The sequence below is a fragment of the Streptococcus pseudopneumoniae genome (genome assembly GCF_001072375.1).
GTDB classification, from domain to species: domain Bacteria; phylum Bacillota; class Bacilli; order Lactobacillales; family Streptococcaceae; genus Streptococcus; species Streptococcus pseudopneumoniae_L.
Window position 1 is genome coordinate 1 of the sequence record NZ_JVKV01000019.1, and the last position, 15,578, is coordinate 15,578.

At 38.8% G+C, this 15,578-nt stretch carries 19 protein-coding genes; all 19 read left to right on the forward strand.

The features are described from left to right. A partial coding sequence (locus ADH31_RS01515) for a LytR/AlgR family response regulator transcription factor (protein WP_049508524.1) occupies window positions 1-513 on the forward strand: 513 nt, incomplete at its 5' end. A gap of 13 nt (window positions 514-526) precedes the next feature. Further along, entirely contained in the window at window positions 527-1,876 is a 1,350-nt protein-coding gene (locus ADH31_RS01520) for a sensor histidine kinase (RefSeq protein WP_049508526.1), read from the forward strand. A 101-nt stretch (window positions 1,877-1,977) separates the two neighbouring features. Further along, window positions 1,978-2,334: a hypothetical protein gene (locus ADH31_RS01525; protein ID WP_049508527.1), complete on the forward strand. Its 357-nt coding sequence runs from the start codon at window positions 1,978-1,980 to the stop codon at window positions 2,332-2,334. A gap of 330 nt (window positions 2,335-2,664) precedes the next feature. Further along, on the forward strand, window positions 2,665-3,069 hold the full coding sequence (locus tag ADH31_RS01535) for a hypothetical protein (RefSeq protein WP_049508531.1): 405 nt from the start codon (window positions 2,665-2,667) through the stop codon (window positions 3,067-3,069). Window positions 3,070-3,255: 186 nt separating this feature from the next. Beyond that, window positions 3,256-3,423, forward strand: a complete 168-nt coding sequence (locus ADH31_RS10020) for a hypothetical protein (protein ID WP_160312892.1) — start codon at window positions 3,256-3,258, stop codon at window positions 3,421-3,423. 149 nt (window positions 3,424-3,572) lie between these two features. Next, complete coding sequence (locus ADH31_RS01540; protein ID WP_049508532.1) at window positions 3,573-4,175, forward strand: CPBP family intramembrane glutamic endopeptidase; 603 nt, start codon at window positions 3,573-3,575, stop codon at window positions 4,173-4,175. 329 nt (window positions 4,176-4,504) lie between these two features. Then, window positions 4,505-4,816 carry a hypothetical protein gene (locus tag ADH31_RS01550; RefSeq protein WP_049508537.1) on the forward strand — a complete coding sequence of 104 codons (312 nt, stop codon included), beginning with the start codon at window positions 4,505-4,507 and terminating at the stop codon, window positions 4,814-4,816. Between the two features lie 214 nt (window positions 4,817-5,030). Continuing rightward, window positions 5,031-5,720, forward strand: a complete 690-nt coding sequence (locus ADH31_RS01555) for a CPBP family intramembrane glutamic endopeptidase (RefSeq protein WP_049508539.1) — start codon at window positions 5,031-5,033, stop codon at window positions 5,718-5,720. 225 nt (window positions 5,721-5,945) lie between these two features. Further along, window positions 5,946-6,740, forward strand: a complete 795-nt coding sequence (gene ccrZ, locus ADH31_RS01560) for a cell cycle regulator CcrZ (protein WP_049508541.1) — start codon at window positions 5,946-5,948, stop codon at window positions 6,738-6,740. Beyond that, window positions 6,737-7,372: a tRNA (guanosine(46)-N7)-methyltransferase TrmB gene (gene trmB, locus ADH31_RS01565; RefSeq protein WP_049508543.1), complete on the forward strand. Its 636-nt coding sequence runs from the start codon at window positions 6,737-6,739 to the stop codon at window positions 7,370-7,372. Before ccrZ ends, trmB begins: the two co-directional genes overlap by 4 nt. A 126-nt stretch (window positions 7,373-7,498) precedes the next feature. Continuing rightward, window positions 7,499-7,978: a ribosome maturation factor RimP gene (rimP, locus tag ADH31_RS01570; protein ID WP_000338687.1), complete on the forward strand. Its 480-nt coding sequence runs from the start codon at window positions 7,499-7,501 to the stop codon at window positions 7,976-7,978. A 42-nt stretch (window positions 7,979-8,020) separates the two neighbouring features. Further along, on the forward strand, window positions 8,021-9,157 hold the full coding sequence (gene nusA / locus ADH31_RS01575; protein WP_000032287.1) for a transcription termination factor NusA: 1,137 nt from the start codon (window positions 8,021-8,023) through the stop codon (window positions 9,155-9,157). A 22-nt stretch (window positions 9,158-9,179) separates the two neighbouring features. Then, a complete protein-coding gene (gene rnpM, locus ADH31_RS01580; RefSeq protein ID WP_000857562.1) occupies window positions 9,180-9,473 on the forward strand; it encodes an RNase P modulator RnpM in 294 nt (97 codons plus the stop codon). Then, a complete protein-coding gene (locus ADH31_RS01585; RefSeq protein WP_001041383.1) occupies window positions 9,466-9,765 on the forward strand; it encodes a YlxQ-related RNA-binding protein in 300 nt (99 codons plus the stop codon). Before rnpM ends, ADH31_RS01585 begins: the two co-directional genes overlap by 8 nt. A gap of 16 nt (window positions 9,766-9,781) precedes the next feature. After that, the gene (infB, locus tag ADH31_RS01590) at window positions 9,782-12,535 is read left to right on the forward strand and encodes a translation initiation factor IF-2 (RefSeq protein ID WP_049508547.1); all 2,754 of its coding nucleotides are present in this window, start codon (window positions 9,782-9,784) and stop codon (window positions 12,533-12,535) included. A gap of 251 nt (window positions 12,536-12,786) precedes the next feature. Beyond that, window positions 12,787-13,137 (forward strand): 30S ribosome-binding factor RbfA, encoded by a 351-nt coding sequence (gene rbfA / locus ADH31_RS01595; protein ID WP_001273596.1) that lies wholly within the window; start codon window positions 12,787-12,789, stop codon window positions 13,135-13,137. A gap of 174 nt (window positions 13,138-13,311) precedes the next feature. Beyond that, entirely contained in the window at window positions 13,312-13,803 is a 492-nt protein-coding gene (locus tag ADH31_RS01600; RefSeq protein ID WP_001067002.1) for a hypothetical protein, read from the forward strand. 20 nt (window positions 13,804-13,823) lie between these two features. Then, window positions 13,824-14,381, forward strand: coding sequence for a hypothetical protein (locus ADH31_RS09650; RefSeq protein WP_000386256.1), 558 nt, complete (start codon window positions 13,824-13,826; stop codon window positions 14,379-14,381). Between the two features lie 10 nt (window positions 14,382-14,391). Beyond that, window positions 14,392-15,501: an SPFH domain-containing protein gene (locus ADH31_RS01610; RefSeq protein ID WP_000511358.1), complete on the forward strand. Its 1,110-nt coding sequence runs from the start codon at window positions 14,392-14,394 to the stop codon at window positions 15,499-15,501. Window positions 15,502-15,578: the final 77 nt, after the last annotated feature.

Genomic DNA, 15,578 nt, shown 5'->3' on the forward strand with positions numbered 1-15,578 from the left:
ATTCGGGATCGGGACCCCTATGCCCTGATCGTCTTTGTGACAACTCACTCGGAGTTTATGCCCCTGTCCTTTCGCTACCAAGTGTCAGCTTTGGACTACATTGATAAGGCCTTATCGGCAGAGGAGTTTGAATCTCAGATCGAGACAGTCCTCCTCTATGCCAATAGTCAAGACAGTAAAAGTCTAGCAGAAGATTGCTTTTACTTTAAATCAAAATTTGCCCAATTTCAGTATCCTTTTAAAGAGGTCTACTATCTCGAAACGTCCCCAAGACCCCATCGTGTTATTCTCTATACCAAGACAGACAGGTTAGAATTTACGGCGAGTTTAGAGGAGGTTCTCAAGCAGGAGCCTCGTCTCTTGCAGTGCCATCGCTCTTTTCTAGTCAATCCAACTAATGTAGTTCGTTTGGATAAGAAAGAAAAACTCCTTTTCTTTCCCAATGGCGGAAGCTGTCTGATCGCACGTTATAAGGTCAGGGAGGTGTCTGAGGCTATTAATAACTTACATTGAGCTAGGAGAGTTTATGAATATTGCTTGGATATTGTTGTATACACTTGTTACTCATGGGCTAGAAATTGTCATTTTCTTTAAGGTGGATGGAATTGGTATCACTTTTGAGAGGATTTTTAAGGCCTTTCTTTTTAAGATACTGTTGGCCTTTGTTTTTTTAATGATTGATTATATGGTAGGAGATAGTTACCTATTTTATTTTATGGAACCCTTGTACGGCATAGGCTTATCTTTCTTATTTTTAAGAGGACTTCCTAAAAAACTCCTCCTCTTTTATGGTCTCTTCCCAATGATATTAGTGAATCTCTTTCATAGAGGTATTTCTTATTTTGTGCTTCCGTTTTTAGACCAAGGGCAAATAGATGACAATTACTCATTTGCTTGGTTATGTATAATAATTTTCAATTTCTTCATTTCCCTAGTCTTTTTGAAATGGTTGGACTATGATTTCACTAACTTGAAAAAAGATATTTTCGATAAAGGTTTTCAAAAGTCCCTGACTAAGATTAACTGGATAATGGGAGCCTACTATTTGGTGATACAAACTCTGTCTTACTTTGAATATGAACAAGGTATTCAATCAAAGACTGTGCGCCATCTCATCCTAGTGTTTTACTTGCTCTTTTTTATGGGGGTTATCAAGAAATTGGATACCTATTTGAAGGACAAACTCCATGAGAGACTGAACCAAGAGCAGGACTTGCGTTACAGAGATATGGAGCGGTATAGTCGGCATATAGAGGAGCTTTACAAGGAAGTACGGAGCTTTCGTCATGATTATACCAACCTCTTGACCAGCTTACGTCTGGGCATTGAAGAGGAGGATATGGAGCAGATAAAAGAGGTCTACGACTCCGTCTTAAAGGACTCTAGCCAAAAATTGCAGGACAATAAATATGACCTTGGCAGATTGGTGAATATTCGTGACCGTGCCCTTAAAAGTCTCCTAGCAGGCAAATTTCTAAAAGCTAGAGAAAAGGAAATTGTCTTTAATGTCGAAGTTCCTGAGGAGATTCAAGTCGAGAGTATGAGTCTGCTTGATTTTCTGACTATTGTGTCTATCCTTTGTGACAATGCCATTGAAGCTAGTGCAGAGGCTAGTCAACCTCATGTCTCAATCGCCTTTATAAAAAATGGCGCACAGGAGACCTTTATCATTGAAAACTCCATCAAAGAAGAGGGTATAGATGTTTCTGAAATCTTCTCTTTTGGAGTTAGTTCTAAAGGGGAGGACCGAGGTGTTGGTCTCTATACCGTCATGAAGATTGTGGAAAGTTATCCCAATGCCAGTCTCAATACCACCTGTCAAGATCAAGTCTTTCGTCAGGTTTTGGCGGTTCATTTGCTGTCAAGTTCTGATTAGAGAATGTGTGAACAAGAGAACCGTGGCATTTTAGGTTGAAAAACACTGCAACGATTTATCCTTATCCAGCCTGACTTTTTACAATATTCGAGGAAAAATAAATGAACCAGAAATCTTATTTTATAGCTTGTTCTCTACTGATCATCCTATCCAATCTTCTCATGTTTTCTCTAGTCAACGAAGGAGAAGGTACAGGAGCTAATCTGATTATAATTGTTTCAACCTGTGTCTTGCTACCAGCCTTTTTACATGCAGTTGAAAATCAGCAGACATCATTGGTTAGGGCAGAATCCTTGATCCTCATTCAGATGGCAGTGATATCCTTAGTCCGTCTCATCAGCCGAATAGAGAGGACACCTGAAATCTTACATACAGGCGTCACCCTTCTAGTTTTAGCAAGCTGGGTAGCCTTTATCGTCCTAGCTATCATGAGAATGTATCAGAAAAAAGGGAAGTAAGGATGAGAGCATTTTGATTGGTTATGGTTTATTAGGGCAAGCATATTTTTCGTGCTTGCTTTTTTTCTACAATTTAGGAGGTTTCGATGACCATTCATGATTTGGGTAAATTAAGGTCAAAAGGAGTGCTATACTGGCAGTGTAAAGGTTTTTGCTCAACAAATATTTAGGGGGAAGTCTTATGAAGAAAAAAATACTTGTCATTTTCATCTTGTATCTAATCATGTCTCCGCTTGGGGAGAGTAATTGGTATCATTTATTTTATACCATAGCCTATCTGATTGCAGTTATAATCTATTTTGCTTTAATGAAAAAGAAAGGAGTAAAGAAATGAAAACTATTCTTGCTAAAAAACGGAACATCTTCCTTGCGAGATTGTTCCTAGGGCAGTTACCTGTACTGATCTCTACTTATTTATTTCTATCTCGTCAGTTTTTACATTTTTCCTTGGTTTTCCAATTGCTTCTAGTGATTATCAACTTGTCTTCTATTTTGGTGATTGTTTACCTCACTAGAGAAATGAGAGTGAGAAAGTTTGAAGATGATGAGTTGGTCAATCCTAGAACCAATCAACTCATGTTCATCGGATTGACAGGTTTTATGTCTATTATCGGTTTGTATAGAGGTATGACGGCGGCAGAATCCTATCAACAACTGATTGGTTATATTGCTTCTGTTCTCTGCTTAATCATCATGCTGCTGCTCATTTGGGGCTTGAAGTATTATAAAAAGTAAGCTCACAAAAGAACTTACAGGCAGTGTTTTCAGACTGCTGGTCTTTTTTAAGAGAAATTCTTGTAATTTAAGAGTTTTTGACGACCGTTTAAGATTTGGATGCAAAACCTAAAAAAGCAGTGCTATACTGAGTGTGTAAAAGTTACAAGGATACCAATGCTAAACTGAAATAAAGGAGTGATTCTTATGGCGAAAAAAATAATTACGATTGTCATCTTGTATGTAATCATGCAAACTTGTCTTTATCCGCTTAGAGGAAATGAGTGGTATTATGTAATGGATGCGCTAGCATACTTTGCTTCGGTTTATATCTTCGTTCAGTTCAATAAAAAAATGGAGAAAAAGCCACTTTGAATCTTGAACATAGAAGTTTTATAGGTCTATAATGGATCATCTAAATAGAATGAATAGTTTCAAATTAATATCTGCTAAGGATCATCTGTAAAATGCAAAATTCTTGCATCCTTATTTTGATCGACTTTTAAAGGAGAGAGGTTGTGTTTATGGCTATTTTTAATAAATGTCATGCTGTGTTTGTTGGATTTTTAGCCTTTATAATAGTTACTACAGTAGGTTATACCATCAATCAAGGAGATTTTTTTCAAAACGAATACCTATTTATTATAGCAAAGACTTTCTGGATTTCACTGAGTATTGCCTATGCGAAATGGTTTGATATGGTTTCGCTAAGAAGGTTAACGAAGAAAGAAATTCTACTTTTTATTGGAAGCTTTCTTATTTGTGTGCTAGTAAATATAGGTTATTATAGTTTTTTTACAGTCTCTTCTGGTGCTGGATATCAACACCTTGAGGCTACTAGTACAGGAATTTCCTTATCCTTTATTGCAAGCGTGACAGTTTTTGGGCCTATTCTGGAGGAATTTGTTTTCAGAGGTATCCTTCAAGGTGCGGTTTTTGAAAATTCTTGGTTGGGACTTGTATTGACTGCCTCTCTCTTCTCTTTCCTGCATGCACCTTATGATGTTCCTTCGTTTTTCTATTATCTATTTGGAGGTTTGATGCTGGGCTTTGCTTATAAGAAGAGTCAAAATCTATCGGTGCCTATCTTAGTCCATATCTGTTACAATTGTTTATCATTCTTCTAGTAGTTGACAGTGGTTAAATTTACAAAGGAATGTAGAGGATGGTCAGTTAGCGTCATAGTGACTAGGGAACTGATCTGGTAGATGTGAAATCAATAGATGGAGGAATCAAATGAAAAAGTATGTCGAATTGTTAGATTTATTTGCTCGAGTTGTAATAATATTGCTATCTCTTGTTCTTTGTATAAGAGTACTCATGATTTCAACAGAACTCTGGAGAAATGTTCTTGTACTTGTAAGTACTCCTGTTACGATCTATAGTCTAGTAACACCTAGACCAGGCAAGAAGAACATAAAAACCCTGTGAGAGTTCTGAAAGAAAGATTAAAAAGATGCAAGCAAAATATAAAAATCAAATAGTAGAAGTTTGGGAAATTGGTAAAGATACACCGAAACCAAGTTGGGTAGAAGACGCCTTTCAAAAGAACTACATAGTATGGCTAGACAATCATGTCCGAATTTTAATGGCAGGACTTCAGTCTTCTCTTGCAACCAATCTCAAAATTGGCCTAGTCGGAACGGCAGGAGGAGGTTTTGCTGGTTATAGTATGTATGTCCTTGGCTATCCAGGAGATTATCTTGACCTCACAAATCATAGAGTAGTATCTGCCAAGGCTTTTCATCGAGACTATCAAGTTTTATAAAATGATTAGGTAGAAAAAGGATGATGGTCTATCATTTTGAAAAGAATTAACTACCTAGATGATGAAAAATATAAAGTTTTTAACAGCAACAAAAGTACACAAGGGTAGATGTATTGGCTTATCAAAGTCATGGTGATAGCTACCGAGACTGAATACTGGAGGATTAAATGATAATTGATGGCAGCTACGATAGCAAAGCTATGAGGGAGTTTCTATGAAAAAATATTCTATTCTTTTCAAAACGAGTGCAGTTCTTTCCTATTTATTTTTGTTTTTCGGGTTGTCTTGGACAACCCAATTTTGGAGAAATTATTGGGAGTTCTCGTCTTGGGTAGGAAATCTTATCTGGATTCGAAACATCATCAGTGTTCTCTTTATAGGTTTGATGATGTGGTTCTTGGTTAGGTCGGGCCATGCTTATCTCTTTCGTATCCCTAGGAAAAAGTGGTTGAGTTATTCTGTTCTAACGATGTTAGCAGCTGTCGTTCTTATAAGCTTTAACTATCTGACAGCTAAACATGTTCAGGGGACAAACGAAGGTTGGAATTTGTTTATTGCTTATAGTAAGACCAATTTTGCAGAGTTCGGAGTTTACCTAACCTTAATAGTACTAGGGCCTCTGATGGAAGAATTGGTATGTAGGGGACTGCTTCAACATGCCTTCTTTAAGAATTCAAGATGGGGACTGGATATTCTATTTCCGTCGGTTTTTTTCGCCTTACCTCATTTTTCAAGTTTTCCTAGTCTATTAGACCTTCTGGTTTATACGGCAGTTGGATGTATATTTGGTGGTTTGACACGCTATACAAAGACTATCTATCCTTCTTACACGATTCATATTGTTAATAATATCATCGCAAACTTACCATTTATCATGACTTTTTTGCATAGGGTATTTGCATGATGAGAACCAGTTAAGAGCTTGAATTAACAAATTAAGCATAGATTTTTTCCTTACAATTTACTGCTAAAAAAATTGAATGACCAAGGCTAGGCAGATCTCTCTGCTTGCCTTTTTCATTTAACAAAATTGGATAAAGGGCTTTTATTTGAGAATCAGGTCTGGACTGGTTGACGAATAGCCTAAAAACTAGTAGAATAGTAAGGAAACTTTATACGGAGGAAAGAAATGGACTTGGGTGATATTGAGCTAACGCTGACCCCTATACCTGGGAAAAGCGGGAAAGCTTATATGGGAAGCTACCCTAATGGGAAGCGCGTCTTTATTAAAATGAACACCTCTCCAATCCTACCTGGTTTAGCCAAGGAACAAATCGCTCCTCAATTATTATGGACTCGCCGTTTATCGGATGGGCGTGATATGTGTGCCCAAGAATGGTTGAATGGTAAAATTTTGACCCCTTATGATATGAATCGCAAGCAGATTATCAATATTTTGAGCCGCTTGCATCGTTCGCGTCCTTTGATGACGCAATTGACTCGTTTGGGCTATTCTTTAGAAACACCTTTTGACTTGCTTCAGGCTTGGTTAAAAGATGCTCCAGAATCCTTGAAGAACAATCAATATCTAAGAATGGTAGTAGAGGATTTGCGAGGAAGTTTGCCAAACTTTAGGGAAGATTATGCAACGATCGTTCATGGAGATGTACGACATAGTAATTGGATTGAGACAGAGAGCGGTCTTGTTTATTTAGTGGATTGGGATTCCGTTCGTTTAACGGATCGCATGTTTGATGTGGCGCATATGCTATGTCACTATATTCCAGACTATCAGTGGAAAGAGTGGTTGACTTATTATGGTTACAAATACAACCAAACAGTCATCAACAAACTATTTTGGTATGCTCAGTTATCCTTCTTGAGCCAGATTGCCAAATATTATACAAATGAAGATCTAGAAAATGTCAATCGGGAGATTTATGCCTTGCGTATCTTCCGTGACAAGTATGGAAAGAAGAGATGAGAGTTAGAAATCGTAAAGGGGCAACAGAATTACTAGAGGCTAATCCTCAGTATGTTGTCTTAAATCCTTTAGAAGCCAAAGGAAAATGGCGAGATTTATTTGGAAATGACAATCCTATCCATGTTGAGGTTGGTAGTGGTAAGGGAGCCTTTGTGTCAGGTATGGCCAAGCAAAACCCTAATATCAACTATATCGGGATTGATATTCAAAAGTCTGTTTTGAGTTATGCCTTGGACAAGGTCTTGGAAGTTGCTGTACCCAATATTAAGTTGTTGTGGGTTGATGGTTCTGATTTGACCGACTACTTTGAAGATGGTGAGATTGATCGCTTGTACCTAAACTTTTCAGATCCGTGGCCTAAAAAGCGCCATGAAAAGCGTCGTCTAACCTATAAGAGTTTCTTGGATACCTTCAAGCGTATCTTGCCTGAACACGGTGAGATTCATTTCAAGACAGATAACCGTGGCTTATTTGAATATAGCCTAGTGAGTTTTTCTCAATACGGCATGAAGCTCAATGGGGTTTGGTTGGACTTGCATGCCAGCGACTTTGAAGGCAATGTCATGACAGAATATGAAGAAAAATTCTCAAGTAAGGGTCAGGTCATCTATCGAGTTGAGGCAGAATTTTAAGAAAAAGCTTAAAATCAAGCCTTCTGAGTGCTTATACTTTACATAAGTAGTCAAAAGTGCTATACTATAAGTGAGAATATGAGAAAGTGAGGCGGGGAAATATCTTCGCCTCTTGCTTATGAGGAGGTGGACGCAATCGCAACTATCGTAGAATTAGTAAGAGAAGTCGTAGAACCTGTCATTGAAGCTCCCTTTGAACTCGTTGATATCGAGTACGGAAAGATTGGCAGTGACATGATTCTTAGTATTTTTGTAGATAAACCAGAGGGAATTACCTTGAACGACACAGCGGACTTGACAGAGATTATCAGTCCTGTCCTAGATACTATCAAGCCAGATCCCTTCCCAGAACAATATTTCCTAGAAATCACCAGTCCAGGCTTGGAGCGTCCTTTGAAAACCAAGGAAGCAGTCGCTGGAGCGGTTGGGAAATACATCCATGTTGGACTTTACCAAGCCATCGATAAGCAAAAGGTCTTTGAAGGAACCTTGCTAGCCTTTGAAGAGGATGAGTTGACTATGGAATATATGGATAAAACTCGTAAGAAAACTGTCCAGATTCCATACAGTTTGGTATCAAAAGCACGTTTAGCAGTAAAATTATAGTAAAAGAAAGGAAGCTTTTGAAGATTCAAAAGTGAATAGAAGATGAGTAAAGAAATGCTAGAGGCCTTCCGCATTTTGGAAGAAGACAAGGGAATCAAAAAAGAAGACATCATTGATGCAGTGGTGGAATCACTTCGTTCAGCCTATCGCAGACGCTATGGTCAATCAGACAGTGTAGCCATTGATTTCAACGAAAAGACAGGTGACTTTACAGTTTATACTGTTCGTGAAGTTGTTGATGAAGTATTTGATAGCCGTTTGGAAATCAGCTTGAAAGATGCTCTTGCCATTAACTCAGCTTACGAGCTTGGGGACAAGATTAAATTTGAAGAAGCACCAGGTGAGTTTGGTCGTGTAGCAGCTCAATCTGCCAAACAAACCATCATGGAAAAAATGCGCAAGCAAACACGTGCCATCACCTACAATACTTACAAAGAGCATGAGCAAGAAATCATGTCTGGTACGGTAGAGCGTTTTGACAATCGCTTTATCTATGTCAACCTTGGCAGCATCGAAGCTCAATTATCAAAACAAGACCAAATCCCTGGTGAAGTCTTTGCTTCTCACGATCGTATCGAAGTTTATGTCTACAAGGTTGAAGACAATCCTCGTGGAGTAAACGTCTTTGTGAGCCGTAGCCACCCTGAAATGATCAAACGCTTGATGGAACAAGAAATTCCAGAAGTCTATGACGGAACTGTTGAAATCATGAGTGTAGCCCGTGAAGCAGGTGACCGTACCAAGGTTGCTGTTCGTAGTCACAATCCAAACGTGGATGCGATCGGGACAATCGTCGGACGTGGTGGTGCTAACATCAAGAAAATTACTAGCAAATTCCACCCAGCTCGCTACGATGCCAAGAGCGACCGTATGGTTCCAATCGAAGAAAACATCGACGTTATCGAATGGGTAGCCGATCCAGCTGAATTTATCTACAACGCTATCGCTCCTGCAGAAGTTGACCAAGTTATCTTTGATGAAAACGACAGTAAACGTGCCTTGGTTGTTGTGCCAGATAACAAGCTTTCTCTTGCGATCGGTCGTCGTGGACAAAACGTTCGTTTGGCAGCTCATTTGACTGGCTACCGTATCGATATCAAGTCTGCAAGTGAGTTTGAAGCCATGGAAGCAGCAGAACAAGCTGACCAAGTAGAAACAGACGAATTGGTCGAAGAATAAAAGCTGATCAGAGGAGGGAAGGATGAAAACTAGAAAAATCCCTTTGCGCAAGTCTGTTGTGTCCAATGAAGTGATTGATAAACGCGATTTACTCCGTATTGTCAAGAACAAAGAGGGACAGGTCTTTATCGACCCGACAGGCAAGGCTAATGGTCGTGGTGCTTATATCAAGCTAGACAATGCAGAAGCCCTTGAGGCCAAAAAGAAAAAAGTCTTTAACCGTAGCTTTAGTATGGAAGTTGAAGAGAGCTTTTATGACGAGTTGATTGCCTATGTCGATCACAAAGTGAAAAGAAGAGAGTTAGGACTTGAATAAACAAAAAATTGCCAATCTCTTGGGACTTGCTCAGAGAGCAGGGAAAATCATCTCGGGTGAAGAAATGGTCGTCAAGGCTATTCAAGATCAGAAAGTAAAACTGGTATTTCTTGCCCATGATGCTGGTCCCAACCTGGCCAAGAAAATTCAGGATAAAAGTCATTATTATCAAGTAGAAGTTATTACCGTGTTTTCAACACTGGAATTAAGCATAGCAGTCGGAAAATCAAGAAAAGTTTTGGCTGTGACAGATGCTGGATTTACAAAGAAAATGAGGTCTCTTATGGAATAGAAGAGGAGGACATGATTTGTCTAAGAAAAGATTGTACGAAATCGCAAAAGAACTTGGAAAAGAAAGTAAAGAAGTTGTAGCGCGTGCAAAAGAGTTGGGTTTGGATGTAAAAAGCCACTCATCAAGTGTGGAGGAAGCAGCTGCTTCAAAAATCGTAGCAAGTTTTAAACCTGCTCCTGCTCCAAAGGTAGAATCGAAACCTGTGGCTCCAAAGCCAGTTGTCACTAAGGAAGAGACAAAACCAGCAGCAACTGTTGCCCCTAAAGAAGAAAAAGTGGCACCAGCAAAACCGCAGAGTCGAAACTTTAAGGCTGAGCGTGAAGCACGTGCAAAAGAGCAGGCTGAACGACGCAAGCAAAATAAGGGTAATAATCGTGACCATCAACAAAATGGAAATCGTCAAAAAAATGATAACCGTAATGGTGGTAAACAAGGTCAAGGCAATCGTGACAACCGTCGATTCAATGATCAAGGTAAAAAACAACAAGGTCAGCAAAATCGTGGGAATGATCGCCGTCAGCAAGAGGACAAACGTCCAAATCAAGCAGGCCCACGCATTGACTTTAAAGCCCGTGCAGCTGCTCTAAAAGCAGAGCAAAATGCAGAATATGCTCGTTCAAGTGAGGAACGCTTCAAGCAGTCTCAAGCTGCCAAAGAAGCCTTGACTCAAGCAAACAAACGCAAGGAGCCTGAGGAAATCTTTGAAGAAGCTGCTAAGTTAGCTGAACAAGCGCAGCCAGTTCAACCAGTAGTTGAAGTAGCTCCTGCAGCTAAAGAACCTGTAGTGGATACACGTCGTAAGAAACAAGCCCGACCAGACAAAGATCGTGATGATTACGATCACGAAGAAGATGGTCCTAGAAAACAACAAAAGAATCGAAGTAGTCAAAATCAAGTGAGAAATCAAAGAAATAGTAACTGGAACAATAACAAAAAGAATAAAAAAGGCAATAAGCAAAATAACCGTAATCAGGCACCAAAACCTGTTACAGAGCGTAAGTTCCATGAATTGCCAACAGAATTTGAATATACAGATGGTATGACCGTTGCGGAAATCGCAAAACGTATCAAACGCGAACCAGCTGAGATTGTTAAGAAACTCTTCATGATGGGTGTGATGGCGACACAAAACCAGTCCTTGGACGGTGAAACAATCGAACTCCTCATGGTAGATTACGGTATTGAAGCTAAACAAAAGGTTGAAGTGGACAATGCTGATATCGAACGTTTCTTTGCTGAAGAGGGTTATCTCAATGAAGATGAACTCGTAGAGCGTCCACCAGTTGTAACGATCATGGGACACGTTGACCATGGTAAAACAACCCTTTTGGATACCCTTCGTAATTCTCGTGTTGCTACGGGAGAAGCTGGTGGTATCACTCAGCATATCGGTGCTTATCAGATCGAAGAAAATGGTAAGAAGATTACCTTCCTTGATACACCAGGACACGCGGCCTTTACTTCTATGCGTGCGCGTGGTGCTTCTGTTACCGATATTACCATCTTGGTCGTAGCGGCAGATGACGGGGTAATGCCTCAGACTATCGAAGCCATCAACCACTCAAAAGCGGCTAATGTTCCAATCATCGTAGCTATCAACAAAATCGATAAACCAGGTGCCAACCCAGAACGTGTGATCGGTGAATTGGCTGAACATGGTGTTATGTCAACAGCTTGGGGTGGAGATTCTGAGTTCGTAGAAATCTCAGCCAAGTTCAACCAAAATATCGATGAACTCTTGGAAACTGTTCTACTTGTGGCTGAAATTCAAGAGCTCAAAGCTGATCCAACAGTTCGTGCCATCGGTACTGTTATCGAAGCTCGTTTGGATAAAGGAAAAGGTGCAGTTGCAACCCTTCTTGTTCAACAAGGTACTTTGAATGTCCAAGATCCAATCGTTGTCGGAAATACTTTCGGACGTGTCCGTGCTATGACTAACGACCTCGGACGTCGTGTGAAGGTTGCAGGCCCATCAACACCAGTATCGATTACTGGTTTGAATGAAGCGCCAATGGCAGGTGACCACTTTGCTGTTTACGAAGATGAAAAATCTGCGCGTGCAGCTGGTGAAGAGCGTGCAAAACGTGCCCTCATGAAACAACGTCAAGCTACACAACGTGTCAGCCTTGAAAACCTCTTTGATACCCTTAAAGCAGGAGAACTCAAGTCTGTTAACGTCATCATCAAAGCCGACGTACAAGGTTCTGTTGAAGCTCTCTCTGCATCACTTCAAAAGATTGATGTGGAAGGTGTTAAAGTAACTATTGTTCACTCAGCAGTAGGTGCTATCAATGAATCTGACGTGACACTTGCCGAAGCTTCAAATGCCTTTATCGTTGGTTTCAACGTACGCCCTACACCACAAGCTCGTCAACAAGCAGAAGCTGACGATGTAGAAATCCGTCTCCACAGCATCATCTACAAGGTTATTGAAGAGATGGAAGAAGCCATGAAAGGGATGCTTGATCCAGAATTCAAAGAAAAAGTTATCGGTGAAGCGATCATCCGCGAAACCTTCAAGGTATCTAAAGTGGGAACAATCGGTGGATTTATGGTTACCAGCGGTAAAGTTACCCGTGACTCTAAAGTCCGTGTCATCCGTGATGGTGTCGTTATTTACGATGGTGCCCTAGCTAGCTTGAAACACTATAAAGATGACGTTAAAGAAGTTACAAACGGCCGTGAAGGTGGTCTCATGATTGACGGCTACAATGATATCAAGATGGATGATGTGATTGAAGCCTATATCATGGAAGAAATCAAGAGATAAGATTTTTGCTCCTTTCTTAGGTGGTGAGGGACGCAAGCAAACCGATGGTTTCATTGCTTATTTTTGAGCCTAGAGTCTCAAAAATCCCCAGTGATTGAACTGAATTATCAGTACAATCACTTTCACCACGGCGAAAGAAGCAGATAAGTTCAAATTGAACTTCGTTTCAATTTGAATTGAAAATCAATAAATTTAAAAATAGCTAGGTCTGCTGGCCTAGCTTTTGGTTCAATTGAGAGAAAGGAAAAAGCATGGCAAATCATTTCCGTACGGATCGTGTGGGCATGGAAATCAAGCGCGAAGTCAATGAGATTTTGCAAAAGAAAGTCCGTGATCCGCGTGTCCAAGGTGTGACTATCACTGATGTTCAGATGCTAGGTGATTTATCTATGGCTAAGGTTTACTACACTATTTTGAGTAATCTTGCCTCAGATAATCAGAAAGCTCAAGTCGGGCTTGAAAAAGCAACTGGCACTATCAAACGTGAACTTGGTCGCAATTTGAAATTGTACAAAATTCCAGACTTAACTTTCGTCAAAGACGAATCCATCGAATATGGAAACAAGATTGACGAAATGCTACGCAATCTGGATAAAAATTAAGCAGAAAGAGGGACAACCCTCTTTTTTGTGTGGAAAATAGCTGGAATTTAAAATGGAAAAATATTCTTTTAAAAATGAGATTCTGTATTTATAAAATGTTTGCTAATCAGAAAATGCTTTTTTTTTTTAGGAAATATGATATGATAATTTCATAAATAAAAGGAGATTCTATTAATGAATAATGTAAAAAAAGTTTGTCGTTTAGCTTTATTATGTCTGTCTGTTTCTACTCTAGTTGCTTGTAGTTCTCTGTCTGAAAAAACAAGTAATTCATCTAGTGATAGTAAAACAGAAAGTTCTGGGAAAAAAGGATTTTTAGATAAAGCAAAAGATAAATTAGGTTCTAGTGACTTTAATCCACAAGATGTCAGTGATGAGACAATTGAATCTATCAAAACTTATGAAGATTATTTGACTATGTATGAGAAAATTGTTAATAATTACTATACCGAAGCAGATGAAGCCTTTAAGGGAACTGTTTTAGAAGATAGTGCTTCTATCCAAGAATTAAAAGATAGTACTAAAAAAGAAATGGAAGAACAGAAAAAACAATATGGTCCATTGAAGAAAGCACCTATTCAAGGAAAAGAGGAAATAATTAAGTTTTTAAAGGAATATCGTGATTCTCTACACGAACAAGTAGAACAATGGAAAGCTAGTCTTTAAAAATAAGAATGGAGTTCGGGATGGACTATCAATTGTTACCTCATGAATACATGGTTATGAATAGTGATCATGTGAGTTTTGGGAAAAATGGTTTGTCTACAGATGAATTAATTTTAACAAATCTACACTTGATACATATCAAAAAAGGTATTTTTGGAGGAAAAAAAGATCAAACTATTATACCAATTAACCAAATTAAGGTTTTTGAGGGGAAACCACAAGTTTCAGTTACAAAATCCAATGGTATGAAACGATTAGAAATCTATTATAATGGTGGACAAGTTATCTTCTCATTCTCTAATACTAAGGATACTGAAAAGTGGGCAACAAATATTATTAAATTAATCTCTGGTGATACAAGCAACTTTGCAACCTTGGGTGATAATAGCTTATTTGGTGTAGAAATTTTGGCAGAGACTCTAAAAGATACGTTTGACACTTTCAAAGCAGGGCTTGGTATTAAGGATGCAGAACCAGAGAAACTATCTACTAAATGCAGTTTTTGTGGAGCTCCTCTGTCTGGAACCGTAAAACAAACTGTCAAATGTAGTTTTTGTGATATGGAACAGACCTTGTAGGAGATGAAATATGGGAATAATTAAAGCATTTACAGATTCAATTAGTGGTACTTTTGCAGATCAATGGAAGGAGATTATTACAGTTCAGGCTTTTGATGAACATACAGCTGTAAGTCCGGGTGTTCTTCAAGTCAGCAATAATGGTAGAGGAGTTAATAGTCAAGGGTCTATAGGTGTCATTTCAAATGGGTCTAAGATATTTATTCCTGAAAATACTGCTGCTTTTATTTTTAGTCAGTCTGGAATAGAAGAAATTATCACTGAACCAGGTGGATATGAATATCAAAATGGGGAGAGTAGTGTTTTTAATGGTGATGGGATAAAAAAATCACTGTTTGATAATGTTGTTAATCGTGTTGGATTTGGCGGACAAAGTGATCAGCAAAAACAGATTTGTTTTGTCAATTTGAGAGAAATTCGCGATATTAGGTTTGGTACTCGTGGTCCGGTTATGTATAACGACTTGTTTTATGGAACAGACTTAGAAGTACGCGCTTTTGGAACTTTTTCTATTCAAATTACGGATGCTATCAAGTTTGTAAAAAATTTCCTTCCTGCAAATGTAACCTACTATAGCTTTGATAGTGCTCAAGCAAGGGCTCAGATAGTCACGGAATTTCTTCAATCCTTTACCGTTGCCCTTAATTCGTTATCAACAACTTATCGTATCTCACAACTACCATCACAAGCATCAGTACTTGCAGAACAAGTATCGAATGATGAACAGTATGCTGGTACTTGGAAAGATCGTTTTGGGTTTGAAATTATAAAAGTTGCTATTGCTAATATAGAATTCTCACCAGAATCTAAGGAATTAGTTAAGAACTTTTCATCAAATAAGATGAATTTAAAGGCCTTTGATGATGTATCGCAGAAAGCTTCTAATATTGCTGCACAACAAAAAGTCGCATCAGGGATCGAACAACATGGGCTAGGAGATGGTGCGGGGATGATTTTTGGTATGAATATGGCACAACAGTTAGATGAAAAAGCAACTAAACCAAGTTTATCTTTTGATGAGCAAATCGAAGCTCTAACTAAACTCAAATCACTTTTAGATGCAGATATATTATCTCAGGAAGAGTTTAATCGAAAGAAAAAAGAAATTATGGATTTATAAGATTGACGAGATGTTACGCAATCTGGATAAAAATTAATACTCTTCGAAAATCTCTTCAAACCACGTCAGCGTCGCCT

Coding starts and splice junctions, on each gene's coding strand:
- nusA (WP_000032287.1), top strand. CDS start 8,021: ATGAGTAAAGAAATGCTAGAGGCCTTCCGCATTTTGGAAGAAGACAAG.
- ADH31_RS01535 (WP_049508531.1), top strand. CDS start 2,665: ATGAAAACTATTCTTGCTAAAAAACGGAACATCTTCCTTGCGAGATTG.
- ccrZ (WP_049508541.1), top strand. CDS start 5,946: ATGGACTTGGGTGATATTGAGCTAACGCTGACCCCTATACCTGGGAAA.
- rnpM (WP_000857562.1), top strand. CDS start 9,180: ATGAAAACTAGAAAAATCCCTTTGCGCAAGTCTGTTGTGTCCAATGAA.
- rbfA (WP_001273596.1), top strand. CDS start 12,787: ATGGCAAATCATTTCCGTACGGATCGTGTGGGCATGGAAATCAAGCGC.
- ADH31_RS01520 (WP_049508526.1), top strand. CDS start 527: ATGAATATTGCTTGGATATTGTTGTATACACTTGTTACTCATGGGCTA.
- ADH31_RS10020 (WP_160312892.1), top strand. CDS start 3,256: ATGGCGAAAAAAATAATTACGATTGTCATCTTGTATGTAATCATGCAA.
- ADH31_RS01525 (WP_049508527.1), top strand. CDS start 1,978: ATGAACCAGAAATCTTATTTTATAGCTTGTTCTCTACTGATCATCCTA.
- ADH31_RS01610 (WP_000511358.1), top strand. CDS start 14,392: ATGGGAATAATTAAAGCATTTACAGATTCAATTAGTGGTACTTTTGCA.
- trmB (WP_049508543.1), top strand. CDS start 6,737: ATGAGAGTTAGAAATCGTAAAGGGGCAACAGAATTACTAGAGGCTAAT.
- ADH31_RS01540 (WP_049508532.1), top strand. CDS start 3,573: ATGGCTATTTTTAATAAATGTCATGCTGTGTTTGTTGGATTTTTAGCC.
- ADH31_RS01555 (WP_049508539.1), top strand. CDS start 5,031: ATGAAAAAATATTCTATTCTTTTCAAAACGAGTGCAGTTCTTTCCTAT.
- ADH31_RS01550 (WP_049508537.1), top strand. CDS start 4,505: ATGCAAGCAAAATATAAAAATCAAATAGTAGAAGTTTGGGAAATTGGT.
- ADH31_RS09650 (WP_000386256.1), top strand. CDS start 13,824: ATGGACTATCAATTGTTACCTCATGAATACATGGTTATGAATAGTGAT.
- ADH31_RS01600 (WP_001067002.1), top strand. CDS start 13,312: ATGAATAATGTAAAAAAAGTTTGTCGTTTAGCTTTATTATGTCTGTCT.